This window comes from Neobacillus drentensis, from assembly GCF_036962765.1.
Lineage (GTDB): Bacteria > Bacillota > Bacilli > Bacillales > Cytobacillaceae > Neobacillus > Neobacillus drentensis_C.
Genome location: NZ_JBALOS010000001.1, coordinates 1 through 18,020, shown reverse-complemented (window position 1 = coordinate 18,020; position 18,020 = coordinate 1). Strand labels below are relative to the sequence as shown.

At 37.3% G+C, this 18,020-nt stretch carries 19 protein-coding genes; 14 read left to right on the top strand and 5 right to left on the bottom strand.

All coding sequences use genetic code 11. The features are described 5' to 3' along the window. Positions 1 to 32: 32 nt before the first annotated feature. From V7137_RS00095 to V7137_RS00065, 7 genes are all read left to right on the top strand, one after another. Entirely contained in the window at positions 33 to 884 is an 852-nt protein-coding gene (locus V7137_RS00095) for a hypothetical protein (protein WP_335455389.1), read from the top strand. Between the two features lie 115 nt (positions 885 to 999). Beyond that, entirely contained in the window at positions 1,000 to 1,170 is a 171-nt protein-coding gene (locus tag V7137_RS00090; protein ID WP_335455386.1) for a YpmA family protein, read from the top strand. A 15-nt stretch (positions 1,171 to 1,185) separates the two neighbouring features. After that, complete coding sequence (locus V7137_RS00085; protein ID WP_335455384.1) at positions 1,186 to 1,659, top strand: cell wall elongation regulator TseB-like domain-containing protein; 474 nt, start codon at positions 1,186 to 1,188, stop codon at positions 1,657 to 1,659. Between the two features lie 32 nt (positions 1,660 to 1,691). After that, positions 1,692 to 2,888, top strand: a complete 1,197-nt coding sequence (locus V7137_RS00080; protein WP_335455511.1) for a pyridoxal phosphate-dependent aminotransferase — start codon at positions 1,692 to 1,694, stop codon at positions 2,886 to 2,888. Positions 2,889 to 3,008: 120 nt separating this feature from the next. Further along, positions 3,009 to 3,704, top strand: coding sequence for a DnaD domain-containing protein (locus V7137_RS00075; protein ID WP_335455381.1), 696 nt, complete (start codon positions 3,009 to 3,011; stop codon positions 3,702 to 3,704). A gap of 61 nt (positions 3,705 to 3,765) precedes the next feature. Then, positions 3,766 to 4,434 (top strand): endonuclease III, encoded by a 669-nt coding sequence (gene nth / locus V7137_RS00070; protein ID WP_335455378.1) that lies wholly within the window; start codon positions 3,766 to 3,768, stop codon positions 4,432 to 4,434. Position 4,435: 1 nt separating this feature from the next. Continuing rightward, a complete protein-coding gene (locus tag V7137_RS00065; RefSeq protein ID WP_335455376.1) occupies positions 4,436 to 4,783 on the top strand; it encodes a YpoC family protein in 348 nt (115 codons plus the stop codon). A gap of 31 nt (positions 4,784 to 4,814) precedes the next feature. Here V7137_RS00065 and V7137_RS00060 read toward each other — a convergent pair whose 3' ends face one another. Together V7137_RS00060 and recU are read right to left on the bottom strand one after the other, a co-directional pair. Further along, positions 4,815 to 7,451: a PBP1A family penicillin-binding protein gene (locus V7137_RS00060; RefSeq protein WP_335455375.1), complete on the bottom strand. Its 2,637-nt coding sequence runs from the start codon at positions 7,449 to 7,451 to the stop codon at positions 4,815 to 4,817. A 29-nt stretch (positions 7,452 to 7,480) separates the two neighbouring features. Beyond that, positions 7,481 to 8,095 carry a Holliday junction resolvase RecU gene (recU, locus tag V7137_RS00055; RefSeq protein ID WP_335455373.1) on the bottom strand — a complete coding sequence of 205 codons (615 nt, stop codon included), beginning with the start codon at positions 8,093 to 8,095 and terminating at the stop codon, positions 7,481 to 7,483. A 196-nt stretch (positions 8,096 to 8,291) separates the two neighbouring features. On the opposite strand from recU, the gene V7137_RS00050 reads away from it, so the two are divergent. From V7137_RS00050 to V7137_RS00040, 3 genes are all read left to right on the top strand, one after another. Further along, positions 8,292 to 9,269, top strand: coding sequence for a DUF2515 domain-containing protein (locus tag V7137_RS00050; RefSeq protein WP_335455369.1), 978 nt, complete (start codon positions 8,292 to 8,294; stop codon positions 9,267 to 9,269). A 340-nt stretch (positions 9,270 to 9,609) separates the two neighbouring features. Further along, a complete protein-coding gene (locus V7137_RS00045; protein WP_335455366.1) occupies positions 9,610 to 9,888 on the top strand; it encodes a hypothetical protein in 279 nt (92 codons plus the stop codon). A 220-nt stretch (positions 9,889 to 10,108) separates the two neighbouring features. After that, the gene (locus tag V7137_RS00040; protein WP_335455363.1) at positions 10,109 to 10,465 is read left to right on the top strand and encodes a DUF1798 family protein; all 357 of its coding nucleotides are present in this window, start codon (positions 10,109 to 10,111) and stop codon (positions 10,463 to 10,465) included. Between the two features lie 33 nt (positions 10,466 to 10,498). Here the strand turns inward: V7137_RS00040 and yppF are convergent, their stop codons facing one another. Beyond that, on the bottom strand, positions 10,499 to 10,708 hold the full coding sequence (gene yppF, locus V7137_RS00035) for a YppF family protein (protein WP_335455360.1): 210 nt from the start codon (positions 10,706 to 10,708) through the stop codon (positions 10,499 to 10,501). 190 nt (positions 10,709 to 10,898) lie between these two features. Between yppF and V7137_RS00030 the strand changes: the two genes are divergently transcribed. Then, positions 10,899 to 11,462: a YppG family protein gene (locus V7137_RS00030; protein ID WP_335455357.1), complete on the top strand. Its 564-nt coding sequence runs from the start codon at positions 10,899 to 10,901 to the stop codon at positions 11,460 to 11,462. A 54-nt stretch (positions 11,463 to 11,516) separates the two neighbouring features. On the opposite strand, the gene V7137_RS00025 is transcribed toward V7137_RS00030, so the two are convergent. Next, positions 11,517 to 11,996, bottom strand: a complete 480-nt coding sequence (locus V7137_RS00025; RefSeq protein WP_335455354.1) for an Hsp20/alpha crystallin family protein — start codon at positions 11,994 to 11,996, stop codon at positions 11,517 to 11,519. Between the two features lie 191 nt (positions 11,997 to 12,187). On the opposite strand from V7137_RS00025, the gene hcp reads away from it, so the two are divergent. Next, entirely contained in the window at positions 12,188 to 13,486 is a 1,299-nt protein-coding gene (hcp, locus tag V7137_RS00020; protein ID WP_335455352.1) for a hydroxylamine reductase, read from the top strand. Positions 13,487 to 13,528: 42 nt separating this feature from the next. Here the strand turns inward: hcp and V7137_RS00015 are convergent, their stop codons facing one another. Further along, on the bottom strand, positions 13,529 to 14,227 hold the full coding sequence (locus V7137_RS00015) for a Crp/Fnr family transcriptional regulator (RefSeq protein WP_335455350.1): 699 nt from the start codon (positions 14,225 to 14,227) through the stop codon (positions 13,529 to 13,531). Between the two features lie 210 nt (positions 14,228 to 14,437). Between V7137_RS00015 and V7137_RS00010 the strand changes: the two genes are divergently transcribed. Together V7137_RS00010 and V7137_RS00005 are read left to right on the top strand one after the other, a co-directional pair. Beyond that, positions 14,438 to 16,714 carry a DEAD/DEAH box helicase gene (locus V7137_RS00010; protein ID WP_335455347.1) on the top strand — a complete coding sequence of 759 codons (2,277 nt, stop codon included), beginning with the start codon at positions 14,438 to 14,440 and terminating at the stop codon, positions 16,712 to 16,714. Positions 16,715 to 16,728: 14 nt separating this feature from the next. Then, on the top strand, positions 16,729 to 17,997 hold the full coding sequence (locus V7137_RS00005) for a ribonuclease H-like domain-containing protein (RefSeq protein ID WP_335455344.1): 1,269 nt from the start codon (positions 16,729 to 16,731) through the stop codon (positions 17,995 to 17,997). Positions 17,998 to 18,020 lie beyond the last annotated feature (23 nt).

Here is an 18,020-nt window from a genome sequence, read left to right as displayed (position 1 = left end):
AAGAAACACATCCTATATGTGGGAGGTGTGTCATGAGAACCTTACTCGTACTATTGGCCTTTTTTATTCAAACGACACTCACGGTAGAGGCTTCGAATCCTTCGTTAAATAATATAGAAAACATCGATTTAAATATTAAGGATCATGAAGTTGCAGTGACTTTTCTTGGACTGTCGGAAGGGGAAGCAACTCTTATTCAAGGTGCAAATAATGAGAATATCTTGGTAAATGTTGGCGGGAAAGAAACCAACGCGGAATTAGAAGGCTGGCTTTACCTTTATGATGTGAAGGAGATTTCTAAATTAATCCTTACTAATAATGAACAGGAAGTTACTGAAAAACAAATCAATCGGTTAATATCGAAATACAAAATTAAGGAAATAATTACAACACCTGAACTATCTACTCAAATCAGAAAAAAACTGGATTCAATCAATAAACCAGCAGTTGTATCGTGGGGGGCGGGCACAAAGAAAACAATCCTGCCTGAGATGACTGCTGTCGTTCAATTTTTGGGTAGTGAAGATAATGAAGGTATGGATCTGACATTTGAATTTTTTAATCACCGGATTTTCTTAATGACGTCATTTACACCACGTGCGGAAGAAGCTCTATTAAGGAAGAATCTAGAGAATATTAATGTTTTTAAAATTCCTAATTGTGCGGTGGAAGACTCTATTTCTGAGAAGTTAATTCAGTATTTAAATCCGCAAATTTCAATTCTATTTGCACCCGAAGAAGAGCAGCATGATCCAGAAATTCTTGTTGATCTGCATGAAACTTGGTCGGAAATTTATTCAACTAAAAAACATGGTACAATAACAATCAAATTCACCGATTCAAATTATGAGGTGATCACAATCCCAATTGAATCGGATGAATAAAATTTAATTTGAAAATCATATCATCTTAGACCCGCTTTTTGCTTCAACCTGTTATAATAATGGATAAGATTTATCAAAAAATGTAGAGAAATAGGAATACATTGGAGGAAAACGGATGGAAAGTAAAATAGAAGTTTTATCAACAGTGAAAATCCAACACAGTCCGGATTTATATAAAATTGTTGATGCCCTTAATCGAACTTTGAAACAGGAAGACCTTATGTTTGGTATAGCACTGGATCAAGAGAATCAAAATACAGCGATTTTTACGATTTATCGTACATAAAGAAGTGATTTCTAAATGAAAAAGTGGATTATTTTTCTATCAATATTAGTATTAGCCATGTGTGGATTATTGATAAAAGTTTATTTATCAGCAGTTGATCCTTTAAAAACAGCCGAAAAAAAAGCTGTCTCACTTGCGAAAAAGGAAATATCATTAACAGAGGTTGAAGATTTTCATATTTATAATGGGAATGAAACGGTGAATGTCATTGAGGGAAAAAGTAAGAAAGGCGATAATGTTATTGTATGGATTCCTGAAAAAAGTAAGGAAATTTTCGTCAGAAAAGCTAACAATGGGCTAACAAAAGAAGCAGCTATACAAAAACTTCAACAAGAAAAAAGCCCTAAGAAGATCATTTCTGTTCGTCTTGGCATGGAAAAAAATATCCCATTATGGGAAATTTATTACCGGTCCAATAATAATTTAATAAATTATTATTATGTTCACTTTGATACTGGTGAGTGGCTTAAAAAAATTGAAAACTTATAAATAAATGGAGAGCGGAGGAAATTGGTATGGTAGTGGAATTAGCTAATCGTGTAAAAGCACTTACACCTTCAACAACATTAGCGATTACAGCGAAAGCAAAAGAACTAAAAGAACAAGGGGAAGATGTCATCGGTCTGGGAGCCGGTGAGCCTGACTTCAATACTCCACAGCATATTTTAGATGCTGCTTTTCAATCCATGAATGAAGGACATACGAAGTATACACCTTCAGCTGGCTTACCTGGCTTAAAAAAAGCAATTATCAAGAAATTTGAAGAGGATCAGGGATTAGCATATAATCTTAATGAAATCATTGTCGGCAATGGTGCTAAACATGTCCTCTATACTTTATTTCAAGTGATTTTAAATGATGGCGATGAGGTCATTATCCCGACACCTTATTGGGTTAGTTATCCAGAACAAGTGAAATTAGCAGGCGGTGTCCCCGTTTATATTGAGGGATTTGAGAAAAATCAATTTAAAGTCACACCAGAGCAATTAAAAAATGCAATCACAGAAAAGACAAAAGCGGTTATTATTAATTCACCTAGTAACCCAACTGGAGTCTTATATACAGCTGAAGAACTTTTTGAAATAGGCAAAGTTTGTCTTGAAGAGAACATTCTCATCGTTTCAGATGAAATCTACGAGAAGCTGGTATATGGTGAAAATAAGCATATTTCGATTGCTCAACTCTCCCCTGAATTAAAAAAGCAAACGATTGTAATCAATGGGGTTTCCAAGTCACATTCGATGACTGGTTGGAGAATCGGATACGCAGCAGGTAATAAAGTGATCATTGAAGCGATGACAAACCTTGCTAGCCACAGTACATCTAATCCAACAACAACTGCTCAGTATGCAGCAATCGCCGCTTACAATGGTCCACAACAGCCGGTAGAGGATATGCGAAAGGCATTTGAAGAAAGATTAGAAATTATTTTTGAAAAGCTTGTGGCAATTCCAGGTGTGACTTGTGTGAAACCACAAGGTGCTTTTTATCTTTATCCAAATGTGAAGAAAGCAGCAGAGATGACAGGTTACAATAATGTGGATGCTTTTGTTGAAGCCCTACTGGTGGATGCTAAAGTGGCTGTGATCCCTGGTTCAGGATTTGGAACGCCTGATAATATTAGACTTTCCTATGCAACCTCTTTAAAATTATTAGAACAAGCAGTTGAGAGAATTCACCAATTTGTAGTTTCAAAATCAAGCATTGTCAATAATTAATATTTGCAAAAAGTCTGCGAATAGCTGCAGGCTTTTTGCTTTTAGTTACCAAAGATGGATGCCTAATACTCTTACTCGAACATATTGTTCATGATATACTAAACAGGAGGTGTCCTTAACATGAAAACAAACTTATTAGCATGGATTCAAGAAGGGAACATTACTGTTCCTACATTATTATTTTCTGAATACCGTAATTTAAATTTAAATGAATATGAACTTGTTCTTATATTAAATATTCTCACCTTTTTAGATAAGGGACATGAATTCCCTACTCCCGACGAGCTTTCAGCACGTATGACGATTACCGTTTCTGAATGTAACGAAATGCTCAGAAGACTTATTCAAAGAGGATTTATTCAAATCACAGACGAATATAATCATGATGGCATTCGCTATGAGAAGTATTCAGTCGAGCCTTTATGGGAAAGACTGATAGAACAATTCTTGAAAAAGAATAATAATAAAGAATTAGATAAGAAGACCGATGAAACGGACCTATACACGTGTTTTGAAAAGGAATTTGGACGTCCGCTTTCTCCGTTTGAATGTGAATCTCTGGCTATGTGGATGGATGATGACCATCATGACCCAATTATTATCAAAGCTGCTTTACGTGAATCTGTAATGTCGGGGAAATTAAATTTCCGCTATATTGATAGAATTCTCTTTGAGTGGAAGAAGAATGGAATAAAAACAATTGAGCAGGCAAAAAACCATGGACAAAAATTTCGTCAAAAGCAAACGCAGAAGGGGAATATTAAGACTGAATCACATCAGCCTAGCGTTCCTTTTTACAATTGGTTAGAACAATAATTTGACTAACGAGGGATCTATCTCTCGTTTTATTTCATTTTAATAGTAGTAGGTGATAGATATGCTAAATAATACCCAAATCCGTTATTGCCTTGATCAAATGGGAGTGATGTTTCCAGAGGCCCATTGTGAGTTAAATCATTCGAATCCATTTGAACTAGTCATTGCTGTGGCTTTATCAGCACAATGTACCGATGTGCTTGTCAATAAAGTAACCAAAACATTATTTGAAAAATACAAAACACCTGAGGATTACCTAGCGGTTCCTCTTGAAGAATTGCAAAACGACATTCGCTCGATTGGCCTTTATCGGAATAAGGCTAAAAACATTCAAAATCTTTGTAGAATCGTATTAGAAGAATATAACGGTGAAATCCCAACGGATCGTGATGAGTTAACCAAACTGCCTGGTGTTGGCAGGAAAACAGCAAATGTTGTGGTGTCGGTTGCTTATAATGTACCTGCAATTGCAGTAGACACACATGTGGAGAGAGTAAGTAAACGATTAGGTATTTGCAGGTGGAAGGATTCTGTCCTTGAAGTGGAAAAAACATTAATGAGAAAGGTTCCAAAAGACGAATGGTCTGTCACACACCACCGGATGATATTTTTTGGACGTTATCATTGTAAAGCTCAAAATCCACAATGTCCAAGCTGCCCTTTGTTAGAACTCTGCAGGGAAGGGAAAAAGAGGATGAAAGGTCAGGTCACGCTAAATGGAGCACAATGAGGTGGAGATATCTAATCTACTTACCGAATGGGATAAAAGTAAAGAGCAACTCGAAAAATACTTTCGTGAACGGGATTATCACAATGCAAAAGTGTTAATGGAAAAAGGAATTAACTTATTTATCCAATTTATATCTAGGGCAAATGAGCTGCCAATTCTACAGAATGAATCGATTAATTATAAACAGTTTGATTTTAAACCTGTCAACGTAGAGGAGCGATTAGCCTTTATTATGGCAAGGCCTGGATTATATCATTCCTATCGGCAGCTTTCAGAGCTAATGATTGAACAAGAAAAGTTGTTTGTAAAGAGAAACATACTAAAAAAAGCGTCTAAACCAAATGGTTAAGACGCTTTTTTATGGTTTTTATTAGGAGGGCTTAGCCTGGCGTTCCTGAGTTTTCCCCATCTCCTGTGCTATTGTCAACTGGGGTATCTGGTGGAGCAGTTCCGCCATCATTACCTTGAACCCCTCCATTGCCATCACCTGTGCCTGTGCCAGTGTCAGTTCCAGTTCCAGTGTCAGTTCCAGTTCCAGTTCCATTGCCATTCCCATTGCCGTTCCCATTGCCGTTCCCATTGCCGTTCCCATTGCCGTTTCCGTTCCCGTTTCCGTTCCCAGGTGGGGTACCAGGCTGGGTACCGTTGCCTTGATCAGTTTCTTGGGCAGGAATATCCAGAGATGTTGTGACAGGATCACTTTGTCTACTCCCACTAATCGCAATGATTGTAAAGCTATACTTCGCTCCAGGTACAGCTGGTATAGTTAAGGATGTTTCTGTTTGAGTATACTGCTTTTGTTCTATTCCGTTATTTACTGTAATCGAGAATGTAACATTGGCTTTTTTGGATCCCTTGTATTTCCATGTTAATCCTATATTATTACTCATTTGATCATAGGTTGCACTTAGGTTTTTTGGAGTATCCAGTTTGTCATACCTTGTAGAGACTCTATTAGGTGAATGACCTTTCACTGCATACTCTGTAATAATTTCACTATTAGGTGTGTATTCACTTGCTAATACAGGTGGCATGGAGCCTCTTTCAATCCTTACTCTTTGAACGCTGTTTGGCATTTTAAAGTCAGGTGTATCAACATCCTTTGATACATATTCCATGATGTTTTTAAATAATAATTGTGCTAAGCGTTGATTATTTCCAACTGCATTAATAGGAGTACTTCGGTCTTTATAACCAGTCCAAATGGATGCAGTGTAATTCGTGGTATAACCAGTAAACCATGCATCAGGCACGGATCTGCTGCTTGGAATACCCCATTTCTGTATTTCTTCATCTGTATAATTAGTTGTTCCTGTCTTACCGGCAATCGGAAGACCGGGAACTTTCGCCCTTGTACCTGTACCAGGATATTCAAGTACACTTTGCAGCATATCGGTGATCATAAAAGCAGTCGAATCCTTCATGACTACTTTTGGTTCTGGCGCAGTACTTATCACTGTACCATCACGGAGTTTAATTTTTCTAATGGCATGTGGTTTTGTGTAAATACCCTTATTACCAAAAGCACTGTACGCACCAGCCATTTGAAGTGGTGATACACCCGTTCTAAAACCACCAATGGCATAGGACTCAAAAATTTCCTTTAAAGGTATACCTAAATCAACAGCGAAATCCTTTGCCTTATCAAGACCAACTTGTTGTAAGGCTTGAACAGCAGGTGAATTTCGTGATAATTGCAAAGCTGTTCTAATCGTCATTGCTCCTTTATAACTTTGGTCCCAGTTCCCAAATTTTTTCCCTGAAGAATAAGTAATGGGTTTATCCTCGATCATTTGATATGTTCCCCAATTTAAATATTCAATTGCTGGAGCATAATCAAGAACTGGTTTGATGGTTGATCCAGGTTGACGCTGGGTGTCAATCGCATAGTTAAATCCCCGTTTAACTTTTTGATTTCTCCCTCCTCCAATCGCACGGATTTCTCCTGTTTTGGTATCCAGAAGAGCAACCCCAGCTTGGAATTCATCATCTGGATAGTCGATAACGTCATCTTTATTAAGGATGTCCTCGACATAGGATTGTGCATTTGGATCAAGAGTTGTATGAATGGTTAAGCCATCTGTAAAAATATCAAAATCAGACGTTTCTTTCACTTCATCAATAACTGCATCGACAAATGAATCAAACGGTTTTTCTTTAACTACCCGCTCTTTTTCATTTAAGACGGTATCTTTAACGGAAACCTTTTTCGCATCTTCCATCTCTTGCTTAGAAATAAATCCATGTTGATGCATTAAGGTTAAGACGATGTTTCGTCTTTTTTCAGCTAAATCAGGATGATCAAAAGGGTTATAATTATTCGGACTTTGCGGCATCCCTGCAATTTGGGCTGCTTCTGCAAGTGTTAAATCTTTTAATTCTTTTCCATAGAAAATTTTTGCAGCTGTAGCAATACCATGACTATTTTCAGAAACATATACCTTATTTACATACATCTCGAAGATCTGGTGCTTCGTATACTGCTGTTCCAATTGATAGGAAAGCCAGGCTTCTTCAACTTTTCGCTTTAAAGTTTTTTCAGGGGTTAAAAATGAGTTTTTAACCACTTGCTGTGTAATGGTACTTGCACCTTCAGAGCCAAATCCATGTTGGATATTTGCTAGGACAGCGCCGCCTAATCGAATCGGGTCAATACCATGATGCTTATAAAAACGATAATCTTCTGTTGCTAAGATTGCATTTTCAACCACCTGTGGAATATCTTTATAATTTACATATTCCCGATTAACTGCACCTACTTCTGTCACTAGTTTGTCGTCTTTATCTAAGATCTTTGAAGGGATTGGATCTTTTAATAACTTCGGATCAAGTTCAGGAGCATCCTTTACTAAGTACGCGAAAGTACCAACTCCTGCAAGTATACCAATAATACCAAGGGCTACTAATGTAAGAAAAATTTTCTTTACAATTCCTCCAGATTTTTTCTTGGCTTTTGGTTTACCTTTAGATTGGAGTTTCTTTCTGCGCTCCTCTCTAGATTGGTATTGTTCAGACATTGTAATATTCCTTCCTTTCGAGCCTTTTCTCAATTGTGCAGCTTATCAATAATTTTAATATAGTCAATTCGGGGTTGAAATCCAAGCGGAATCAGATATCCCTTTTGTTCCACTTCTTCTTTGGTGATCGATTTTCTGCCTCCATTGGTCATTCGCTCCCAAAATGATAGCAAGTGTTTTGCTTCTAGTAAGAAAACTTGTTCATACCTTGTAAAACGAAGGATAACAAAACATACCCCTCCTTGATTCAGCACTTCTTCCATATGCTGTATCTGGTGTTGATGAAAATTCTTTAATGGAAAAGAGGTAGGATTCTGTGTTTCCTTTGCTTCGAAATCAATATATCTGCCTTTATACACACCATTATAATCCGTGGTTGAAGCTAATTTAAAATAAGCCTCTCTGATTACTGCAGCACTACGGTTTGGATAATCAACCTGAACAATTTGTACAGGCGTTGGTTTCTTATGAATGACCGCTACTTTTCTTTCCCGGTAATATTCATTTGTTTCATTCAAATCTTCTTCCAGAGTCATACCTCTATTGCTGTAAGATCCATTTTTCCTTTTTTTCATTGGACTTTCTGGGTCTGTACCAAGTTCTTTTGGTATGTACCTTTTTCCATTAGGATAATTAAAATTCATTTTTTACACCTCTCAGGCTATTCCTTATCATAACAAATCTTAGCGAGATTGGGGTGTATAAAATACATTTGCATACACACGCTAATAACAATTGTACCGTGAATGCCTAATTTATACATGATGCATTCTTCATAAAAGGAACCAAACTATTCGGGTAGTACTAATAATCTATTAAAAAATACAAGGGAAGATGAATATGAATCATCTTACAATACAGGAACAAACAATCATTCGTCAAATTAAAGCAGAAACCAATAAAAAAAATGTAGATAATATTTCACGGACAGATGCTTATTTTTCTTTTTTTAAAAAAAATCCGGATATCATTTGGGCCTTCTTAGCAAGTATGGTTTCTAGAAATGGCGGCTGGAATATGTGTGACCTGCAAGGGTCGATTTTTCCTCCATTAATAACAGACATGACGAGAAAACAGCTATTCCTTACCTATGAACGGGCAAATTGGCTTATTTTTCATGATGTCTATCCCCAGTTATTGGTCTATCAATATTCGACGAAATTAAATCGACAAATGTTTCATTTACTTCCTTATTTCCATGTTTCTAGATTTATCCAAAAGGAATGGTATCGATATTGGAAAGAAAACGATAAGAATCGACTAACTACTTGTTTAATCATTAATGAGCAAAATGTCATTCAAACACCTGTGATTGAACACCCTGTATATAAGAAAAAGGTTTTCCACTCGAAGTTGTTTTCTTTTCAAGACTGGCTTCATTTTAGTTGTGTGCTGTTTCCGACATGCGGCGGAGAAGTATATGGTGCAAGCGTAAATGGCTTTAAATCACTCTCAAAAAGAATCAATTTAGGTAAACGCCTTGCAAGTATTCTATTCCACCCTCGGCTCTTTCCATATTTTTATGAGTTCGCAGAGAAAACACCACATACTGGTTCAAGATATGATTATGAACAATATTTTAAAATAAAGACGGGTCAAAAAACACCGATTTTACGGGCAACCTTTCCTGTTATTGAGCATATTCATCATAAGTACGAGGATTGGAGTAAGGTTCGAAGGATATCCCCTTTGTGGATGCACCTACCTGTACGTCATCGCCATCCCATTCATCTGACTGATTGGTACTTTGAAAAATCAAACCAGCTCCAATTAATGCTGGCAATCCAAAAGACCTTGCAATTAAAAAAATGGAAATAGAAAAAGCAAGGGAACCGTCCCTTGCTTTTTGTGGGATATTATTCAGCTGGACGGTTTTCACCGACAAGCTTTTTATCACCATAGCCGGTCTTTTTAGCTTCATCCGCTTGTGTTTGCTGCTTTTTGTTTTGTTTATTATTTTTGGACATTAATAGCACCTCCAATATTAGAATGTGCGCTTTTTTATTTTTCATGCAGGTAGAGTTAGTGTCGAATAACTGAGGGAAAAATGCCATTTTCACACTACCTTTGACGAATAGGTTCTAGTTTTGTCAAGACAGAAGGAAGCAAAAAAAAGAAAGAGAATTATACTAAATAGAAAATGCTGGGAGGGGTTTATATGTTGAATAAGCCATTGTCCGATAAGGAAAAATTGATTTCAATGCTTACAGAAATATATGATCAATTAGAAGAATTGGAAGTAGTGCTAGAAGCATCCTTCTCAGACCTGCGTAAAAGTCTAGATAAGGAAGAACATGATAAGATCTTGGAATCAAAACAAAAACTATATGGACTTGAACAAACTATCGATAAAGTTACCTCTATTACGAACTTAGAATTAGCCAGTACAAATCAACTAGAGCCTTACAACTTGAATTGGGCTTTAAATTGCCGTTAAAATAAAAGTAACAACTAAAGCAGCATGGAATCAATTCACATGCTGCTTTTTATTTTGAGTTATGTTAAAGCTTTTTGGTGATTTTGGCACATGTTGACTGGAACGGAAGGCGCGAAGACTCCTACGGGAGGAGGCTCCCCGTACCGCCCGCGCCTGGAGTGGAAATCAACAGGCAAGTTTAACATTGCTTTATTTTTAGTAAGGAAGGATATTTACCAAGATGTCTGAAGAGATCATTCAATTAACAGAAAAACTATTAGCCTTCAATGGGTTATTTATGAAGTTTTATCAAGAGGGGAGGGAAGCTGGGATAAAACATGATTTTCATGAAGTTATCAAGCCTTTTGCAAATGAGGTAAAGGGAATTAATGACCAATGGAAACAGGCCATGAAGAAATGGCTTTCAGCAGCAGATCTTAAACATCTTCATTTGAAGCAAATCGATACCACTTCTGATCACATTGATCAGCTTTCAATCCAAGCCTTTTTCCCGGAGACCAGCAAAACGAGATTTATCAATTCACATCGTACCGTAGAGTATTTTCTTCAAGAAATATTGAAAGAGTTAAAAAACTAGAAAAGAGATGCCTCAGCATCTCTTTTGTGTGTATTAAGAATGTTCGATGAGGGAGTTTTCATTATCCGTTTCTGGAATTACCGCGCCTTGTTTTTCAAGTTCACGGACAAGAAGACGATATTCTTTAATATTAATATCGTTTTGAATATACGCTTTTTTAGCAAAATCCATTAATGCGTTAACATCATCAGTTGTATAATCCCTGGTTTGAATAAATTTGCTTTTTAGTTCGCGAATGTCCATATCTATTAGCTCCTCCTTCATCCTTTTTTCTATCGTATCATGAAAGTGATGGATTTCTAGTTTTTAAAATATTTAAACTTTAGACAAAATTCTTGCCTTTTTGACATTGGGAACCTCCTGCACAGGAATCACCTTTCCTTCCTTTTCTTCATAAAGTGTAGTAGGTAAAATGCGGAGGAGATGTTTGCCCATGTTTGGAAAGAAAAGACCGACCAATTACTTCAATTATGGATACCCGGGGCAAATGATGCACCAGGATCCAGTTGGTCAGCAAAGGAATCAGCAGCACATTAATAGTAATCCACCATACTTATATCAGGCCCCACCCCAAAACTTTGATTGGACAATGTACCAACAACAAAATCCACAAAATCCTTATTATCAGCAAGCTTACCCGCCATATATGCAAAACTATCAACCTGGCTATGTTTCTCAAAGTCCCGCATACAATAGCCAGCCATTTACACAAAAGGATTCGCAATTTATCTTTCAGAATCCATTACAGCCACAGGAAGAAATGGTTCAAAAACCACAATACGGGCCAATGAATGGATATCCAGTGATGAACCCCTATCCAAAATCTAGTGCTATTCCAAAACAGTCGGGGGGCGTACAATCGTTTATGAATTCCTTTAAGTCCCAGGATGGAACAGTGGACATTAATAAGATGGTGAATACAGCAGGTCAGATGATGAACGCTGTTAATCAAGTGAGTTCACTGGTAAAAGGATTCGGCGGATTCTTTAAAGCGTAAGAAAAAGGACGGCTTGGTGACGAGCCGTCCTTTTATTTGGAGATTAAAAATCGTTTATTCTTCGATTTCTATAATTTTCCCCTTTTCTTGTGGAATTCGAATCTTTAATAAACCATCACGATAGGAAGCTTTCACCTTCTTTTCATTAATGGAATAAGGAAGTGAAATGGTTCTGGATGATTTTTGTTGTAAGTATTTTCGTCGGTAGATCTGGTTATGCTCATCCTCGGCTGTTTCAAGTTCTTTATTTTCTACTGAAATTGTTAAATAATTTCCTGAGATGTTTAAATGAATCTGCTCCCTATTCACACCAGGAAGTTCAGCAGAGATAATATATTCTTTATCTGTCTCAATCGTGTCAACTTGGAAACTTGCCCCTGGCGGAAATGGACTTTTGAAAAAATCATCAATTGACTGTAAAAAGCCCTTAATTGGTCTTTCATTGAAAAAATCGTTCATCGTTTTCATTAATTCACCAAAAGAATCAGATCTAGGCTTTTTTGAATTTTTATCATTCGGCACCATAGATGACATGTGGATTCCCTCACTTTCCAATATTTCACTCGCTAGTATATGCTGAAAAATCTGGGTAGGTGCCCCCCTCTAATTGTGATATTTTTTGAACAAATTATTACAATTGCTCTAAATGTGACCTAAATCACAATAAAAATGTGAGGAGATTAGTATAGTAAAGCAGAAATGAAATCGAAAGTGAGGATTCGAATATGTTCTGTTATCAATGTGAGCAGACCCCAACGGGCGGCTGTAATGTAATAGGTGTATGTGGAAAAGATGAAACGATTGCAAGTTTACAAGACACCATTATTTTTGCTTTAAAAGGAATTGCAGCATATCGGACACATGCAAATCAATTAGGGTATACTGATCCCTTTGTGGATGCTACGACACACGAAGCTTTATACATGACCTTAACGAATTCAAATTTCAATGTTCAAGAACATATTGACATGGCGATGAAAGTTGGTAAGTCAGCGGTCAGAGTAATGGAACTATTGGATGAAGCCCATACAAATCGCTTAGGAATTCCTAAACCGATCCGGGTCAGCCAAAACAAAATTGAAGGCAAATGCATTATTGTTACGGGCCACAACTTATTTGCTTTAGAGGAATTATTAAAGCAGACAGAAGGAAAGGGTATCAATATTTATACCCATTCTGAAATGTTACCTGCTCACGGTTATCCAGCCTTGAAAAAGTATGCTCATTTAAAAGGGAACATCGGAAAAGCTTGGTATGACCAGCGCCGTCTTTTTGAAAAATTTCCAGGAGCCATCCTTGCAACAACTAACTGCGTGATGCCAATCAAAGGAACATATGCAGACAGAATGTTTACATATGAAGTTGCTGGACTAGAAAATGTAGAGAAAATTATCAATGATGATTTTACCCCATTAATAAACAGGGCATTGGAACTTCCTGAAGCTGCCATTGATTCCGATGAAACATTACTTACTGGATTCCACCATGAAACCGTTTTAGGCTTAGCACCCGAAGTAATTGATGCAGTTAAAGCAGGGAAAATCAAACGTTTCTTTGTCATCGCAGGCTGTGATGCACCAGGTCCGGGCGGAAATTATTATCGTGAACTTGCCACATCTCTCCCACCAGAGACTGTCATCTTAACGACCTCTTGTGGTAAATTCCGTTTTAATGATGTGGACTATGGAGTTGTACCAGGAACAAATATTCCACGATATATCGATTTAGGACAATGCAACAACTCAGGATCTACTGTGAAAATTGCGCTCGCACTTGCGGATGCATTTGGCTGCGAAGTGAATGAACTTCCAGTCAGCATTGTTTTATCATGGTTTGAGCAAAAAGCTGTCGCGATTTTACTAGGTCTATTTAGCCTAGGCATCCAAGATATTCGAATTGGACCAAAACCACCTGAATTTATTTCTGAAGGTGTATTACAGGTTCTTCAAGACACCTTTAATTTAAAATTAATTGGTTCTGCAAAAGAAGACATGGAAGACATGCTACAATTGTCAATAAAATAACCAAAGATAAACCGCAGCAATGATTTTGCTGCGGTCTTTTTGTTATATTAAATGAATCTCTTCCATTAGAATATTAATATCAACTATCATGTTACCTTCGTCATTTACTTCAATTAATTCATCTTTTTTCATTTTAGTAAGAGTCCGGCTAATCGTTTCCCTAGTTGTACCAATCATATTGGCAAGATCCTTGTTCGTGAATTCTGATTTTAAAAGGATGGTTCCATCTTCTTGTTCTTTGCCGTATTTTTGGGCAAGTCGGATTAGAAGTTTAACAATTTGTTCATACGTATTATTGAGAATCTGTTCTTCTAAGCGGTTTTGTAAATCGACAATTTTTTCTCCTAATACTCTAAATACTTTAATACATAACTCGGGGTTTTCGATTAGAACAGTTTCAAATTTGGAGATTGGTATCGATATTAGGGTTGATGACTCAAGTACTTCCGCAAAAGCTGGATAATTTCCTTTTCTGAAAAAACCCACATGGGGGAACATCTCACCTTTTTTTGCGATAGCCACAATTTGTTCCTTGCCATTTATATCACTTTTGTAGATTTTGATTTTACCGTCGTAAATAAAATAGACATTTTCCAACGGGTCACCTTGGAGAAAAACATGATTCTGTTTTTTCCATTCCCTAGCAATAGAAATATCTGTAATTTTAGTTAGTTCAAAATCATTTAACTCACGAAAAAGAGAAAAATCAGCGAGAACCTTTTTTATTTGTTCGATTTTCATTCGAATCACCTTCACATAATAGTCAGTTACTATCTATTGTAACAAAAATGATTGAAAAAGTTGCTGATATCGGCATTAATTGTTAAGAATGCATTAAATTTATTTATTATAGAGGAAATAGATACCAGAGGAATAATAACATAAAATAATTATTTTTACTTTTGTTGCGAACGTTCATTCGATAAAATAGAGGTAATGAGGTGATAGGGCATGAAGTTAAAGAAAAGCTTACAAGAAATATTAATAGACTTAAAAATAAATGATCAATTCAAGGAAAATATCGTCACTTGGCACACAATCGAAGAAAAGTCGGCCCAAACCGTTCCGATTCCCAGTGACCTCCATCCACTTTTAAAATCTGCTCTAAATGGCAGAGGAATAGGGCAACTTTATACACACCAAAACGCTGCCTATGAAAAAATAATGGTGCGAAAAAGTATTGTCGCAGTGACTCCTACGGCTTCAGGGAAAACTCTTTGCTATAATCTTCCAGTCTTACAAACGATTCTAGCAAATCCAAGCGCTCGAGCCCTTTATATGTTTCCGACAAAGGCACTTGCACAAGATCAAAAAAGTGAAATCAATGAAATTATTCAAGCAGCAGGCGTAGAAATCAATAGTTATACGTACGACGGTGATACACCGGCGAATATTCGACAACGCGTAAGACAAGCTGGTCATGTGGTGATTACGAACCCAGATATGCTCCATTCGGCCATTCTTCCGCATCATACAAAATGGGTTTCACTGTTTGAGAACCTTAAATTTGTTGTCATTGATGAACTTCATACGTATCGCGGTGTATTTGGCAGTCATGTAGCCAATGTAATTAGAAGACTTAAACGGATTTGTAACTATTATGGGAGTAACCCTGTGTTTATTTGTACATCCGCAACCATTGCAAATCCACTTGAGTTAGCAGAAACCTTAACAGAAGAAAAGATGCACCTAGTTGATAACAATGGGGCACCTAGCGGTACAAAGCATTTTCTCTTCTATAATCCACCTATTGTAAACAAGCCATTAAACATTAGAAGAAGCGCAACGCTTGAGGTAAGAAAAATTGCAGGGGAACTATTAAAAAATAAAATTCAAACGATTGTTTTTGCAAGAAGCAGGGTACGAGTCGAAATTATTCTGACTTATTTGCAAGAATTAGTGAAAAACCAACTGGGTGCAAAATCAATCATGGGGTACCGAGGCGGATATCTCCCTACAGAACGAAGAAAGATTGAAAAGGGTCTTCGCTCAGGGGAGATTTACGGCGTGGTCAGCACCAATGCGCTAGAACTAGGAGTGGATATTGGACAGTTGCAAGTATGTATCATGACTGGCTATCCGGGGACGATATCTAGTGCATGGCAACAGGCGGGAAGAGCGGGAAGAAGGCATAGTGAGGCACTGGTTATTATGGTGGCCAGTTCTAGTCCTCTTGATCAATATATCATCCAGAATCCGGATTACTTTTTTAATAAAAGCCCTGAAACAGCAAGAATAAATCCAGACAATCTAATTATATTAATTGATCATATGAAATGTGCAGCCTATGAACTCCCTTTTAAAGCAGGAGAGCAATTTGGAAGCGTCGAAACAGAGGAACTACTAGAATACTTAACAGAGGAACGAGTTCTTTATCATAATGGTGGCAAGTGGTATTGGATGAATGATTCCTTTCCTGCCCATAATATTAGTTTACGGTCGGCATCCCAGGAAAATGTGATTATTGTTGACCAATCAGATGTTGCAAATGTCAAAGTTATTGGGGAAATGGATCGCTTTTCGGCAATGACGCTTCTCCATGATGAAGCAATCTATTTACATCAAGGTACTCAATTCCAAGTGGAAAAACTCGATTGGGAAGAGAAAAAGGCTTTTGTTAGGGAAGTGGATGTAGATTATTTTACTGATGCTAATTTAGCGGTTCAATTAAAAGTCTTAGAAGTGGATAAACTTCAATCATTAGAAGATGCAGAATTTGGCTTTGGGGATGTAAGTGTTAGAGCCATGGCAACCATATTTAAAAAAATTAAATTTGAAACCCACGAAAATATTGGTTCAGGACCGATTCATTTGCCTGAAGAGGAATTGCACACCAATGCTGCCTGGATTTCCTTAAATCAATCGCTGTCAGAATGGGGGCATGAGCGACTCGAACAGGGGCTTGTTGGAACGGCACATGCACTAAACCATATAGCACCGTTATTCGTAATGGCAGATCCACAGGATATTCATGTAATACCGCAGGTAAAGGCAGACCATAACGAAAAGCCAACGATTTTCTTTTATGATCGCTATCCTGGCGGGATTGGTTTAAGCGAAAAGATACACGCTGGTATGTCAGAAGTATTTGCGGAAACAAAGAAAATGATCACTGGATGTCAGTGTGAATTTGGCTGTCCGTCCTGTATTGGTACTGACACCGTGAGTGAATCAGCTAAAAAGGATGCCTTAAAAATAATTGATGCCTTTTTAAAATCCTCAATTTAGGAGAAGGAAGAGCGATGTCGTTAAAAAATAAATTAAATCGTTTAAAACCACATCTTTCTGTCAGTGGACCATCAGAAAAAATGAATACTCCACCACAAGCAGCTAACATTGAGGTTCCACTCAAGGACAAATGGGAAGAGGCAAACGTGTACCCTTATTTTTTGGACGAGGATTACTGTTTGGTAAGAGAGGTGAAATATCCACTCTCACATCGACATGGCCATTACTGTTTTCGTGATTTCCTAACCGCAGTCGAAATTTGGAACAAACAGCCATTTAATCATCCATTATCAGCAAAAGGGCATCAAGCTGAAGAATTATTCTTTTTTGATACTGAAACAACAGGACTCGGAGGAGGGGTAGGAAACACCATTTTCCTACTCGGCTATGCGAGTGTATCGGGAGACTCCCTTATCTTAAGACAGCATATTTTACCTCATCCGGGGGCAGAAGTCCCTTTATATCAAAGCTTTTTAGAAAAAGTGAATTATAAAACACTAGTGACCTATAATGGGAAGTCATTTGATTGGCCACAGGTGAAAACTAGGCATACTCTTGTTAGGGAACATGTACCTCAATTGCCCCAGTTAGGACATTTTGATTTGTTTCATGCGGCGAGAAGGCTTTGGAAGCATAAATTAGAACGGTTGAAGCTGGCTGTAGTGGAGAAAGAGGTCCTTGGGGTGGAGCGGGTGGATGATATTCCTGGATTTTTAGCACCGATGATTTATTTTGATTTCATCGAAAGTAAACAGCCAGATGGAATGCTGGGTATTCTAAAGCATAATGAAATCGATATTTTATCGCTTGTTACTTTATACACGCATATCACTTTTCAACTATGTGAAGTTGACATAGACCAAACTAGGCCAGAGTCGTTTGAGGTAGGGCGTTGGTTTGCATCTTTGGGTGATAAAAATCAAGCTGAAAAAGTATTAAGCAAACTTATTCATGGCAGTGATAGGACTTCCTACCAAGCAAAATTTTCATTGGCATTTCAACGCAAAAAAGAACACGATTGGGAAATTGCGGAGAAATTATTTTCAGATGTTGCTGATTCTGGTGAAAACCTCTTGATGGTAGAAGCCTCCTTAGAGCTGGCAAAGATATATGAACATAGATTAAAAGATTATGAACTTGCGATCAAATACTGTCAAAAAGCGATCATGATTGTATCCCAATCGGAACAAACACCCAAACATACAGGTCCATGTACCTTAGAACAACTCCAGTTTAGACTTGCACGGTTAGAGCGAAAAAGTGCAAAATCCTTAGAAAAATGATAGTTTTTGGTAATGTTCACGTT

Bases quoted from the DNA above. Each gene is read 5' to 3' on its own strand.
- V7137_RS00095 (WP_335455389.1), top strand. From the start codon at position 33: ATGAGAACCTTACTCGTACTATTGGCCTTTTTTATTCAAACGACACTC.
- V7137_RS00090 (WP_335455386.1), top strand. From the start codon at position 1,000: ATGGAAAGTAAAATAGAAGTTTTATCAACAGTGAAAATCCAACACAGT.
- V7137_RS00085 (WP_335455384.1), top strand. From the start codon at position 1,186: ATGAAAAAGTGGATTATTTTTCTATCAATATTAGTATTAGCCATGTGT.
- V7137_RS00075 (WP_335455381.1), top strand. From the start codon at position 3,009: ATGAAAACAAACTTATTAGCATGGATTCAAGAAGGGAACATTACTGTT.
- nth (WP_335455378.1), top strand. From the start codon at position 3,766: ATGCTAAATAATACCCAAATCCGTTATTGCCTTGATCAAATGGGAGTG.
- V7137_RS00060 (WP_335455375.1), bottom strand. From the start codon at position 7,451: ATGTCTGAACAATACCAATCTAGAGAGGAGCGCAGAAAGAAACTCCAA.
- recU (WP_335455373.1), bottom strand. From the start codon at position 8,095: ATGAATTTTAATTATCCTAATGGAAAAAGGTACATACCAAAAGAACTT.
- V7137_RS00050 (WP_335455369.1), top strand. From the start codon at position 8,292: ATGAATCATCTTACAATACAGGAACAAACAATCATTCGTCAAATTAAA.
- V7137_RS00045 (WP_335455366.1), top strand. From the start codon at position 9,610: ATGTTGAATAAGCCATTGTCCGATAAGGAAAAATTGATTTCAATGCTT.
- V7137_RS00040 (WP_335455363.1), top strand. From the start codon at position 10,109: ATGTCTGAAGAGATCATTCAATTAACAGAAAAACTATTAGCCTTCAAT.
- yppF (WP_335455360.1), bottom strand. From the start codon at position 10,708: ATGGACATTCGCGAACTAAAAAGCAAATTTATTCAAACCAGGGATTAT.
- V7137_RS00030 (WP_335455357.1), top strand. From the start codon at position 10,899: ATGTTTGGAAAGAAAAGACCGACCAATTACTTCAATTATGGATACCCG.
- V7137_RS00025 (WP_335455354.1), bottom strand. From the start codon at position 11,996: ATGTCATCTATGGTGCCGAATGATAAAAATTCAAAAAAGCCTAGATCT.
- hcp (WP_335455352.1), top strand. From the start codon at position 12,188: ATGTTCTGTTATCAATGTGAGCAGACCCCAACGGGCGGCTGTAATGTA.
- V7137_RS00015 (WP_335455350.1), bottom strand. From the start codon at position 14,227: ATGAAAATCGAACAAATAAAAAAGGTTCTCGCTGATTTTTCTCTTTTT.
- V7137_RS00010 (WP_335455347.1), top strand. From the start codon at position 14,438: ATGAAGTTAAAGAAAAGCTTACAAGAAATATTAATAGACTTAAAAATA.
- V7137_RS00005 (WP_335455344.1), top strand. From the start codon at position 16,729: ATGTCGTTAAAAAATAAATTAAATCGTTTAAAACCACATCTTTCTGTC.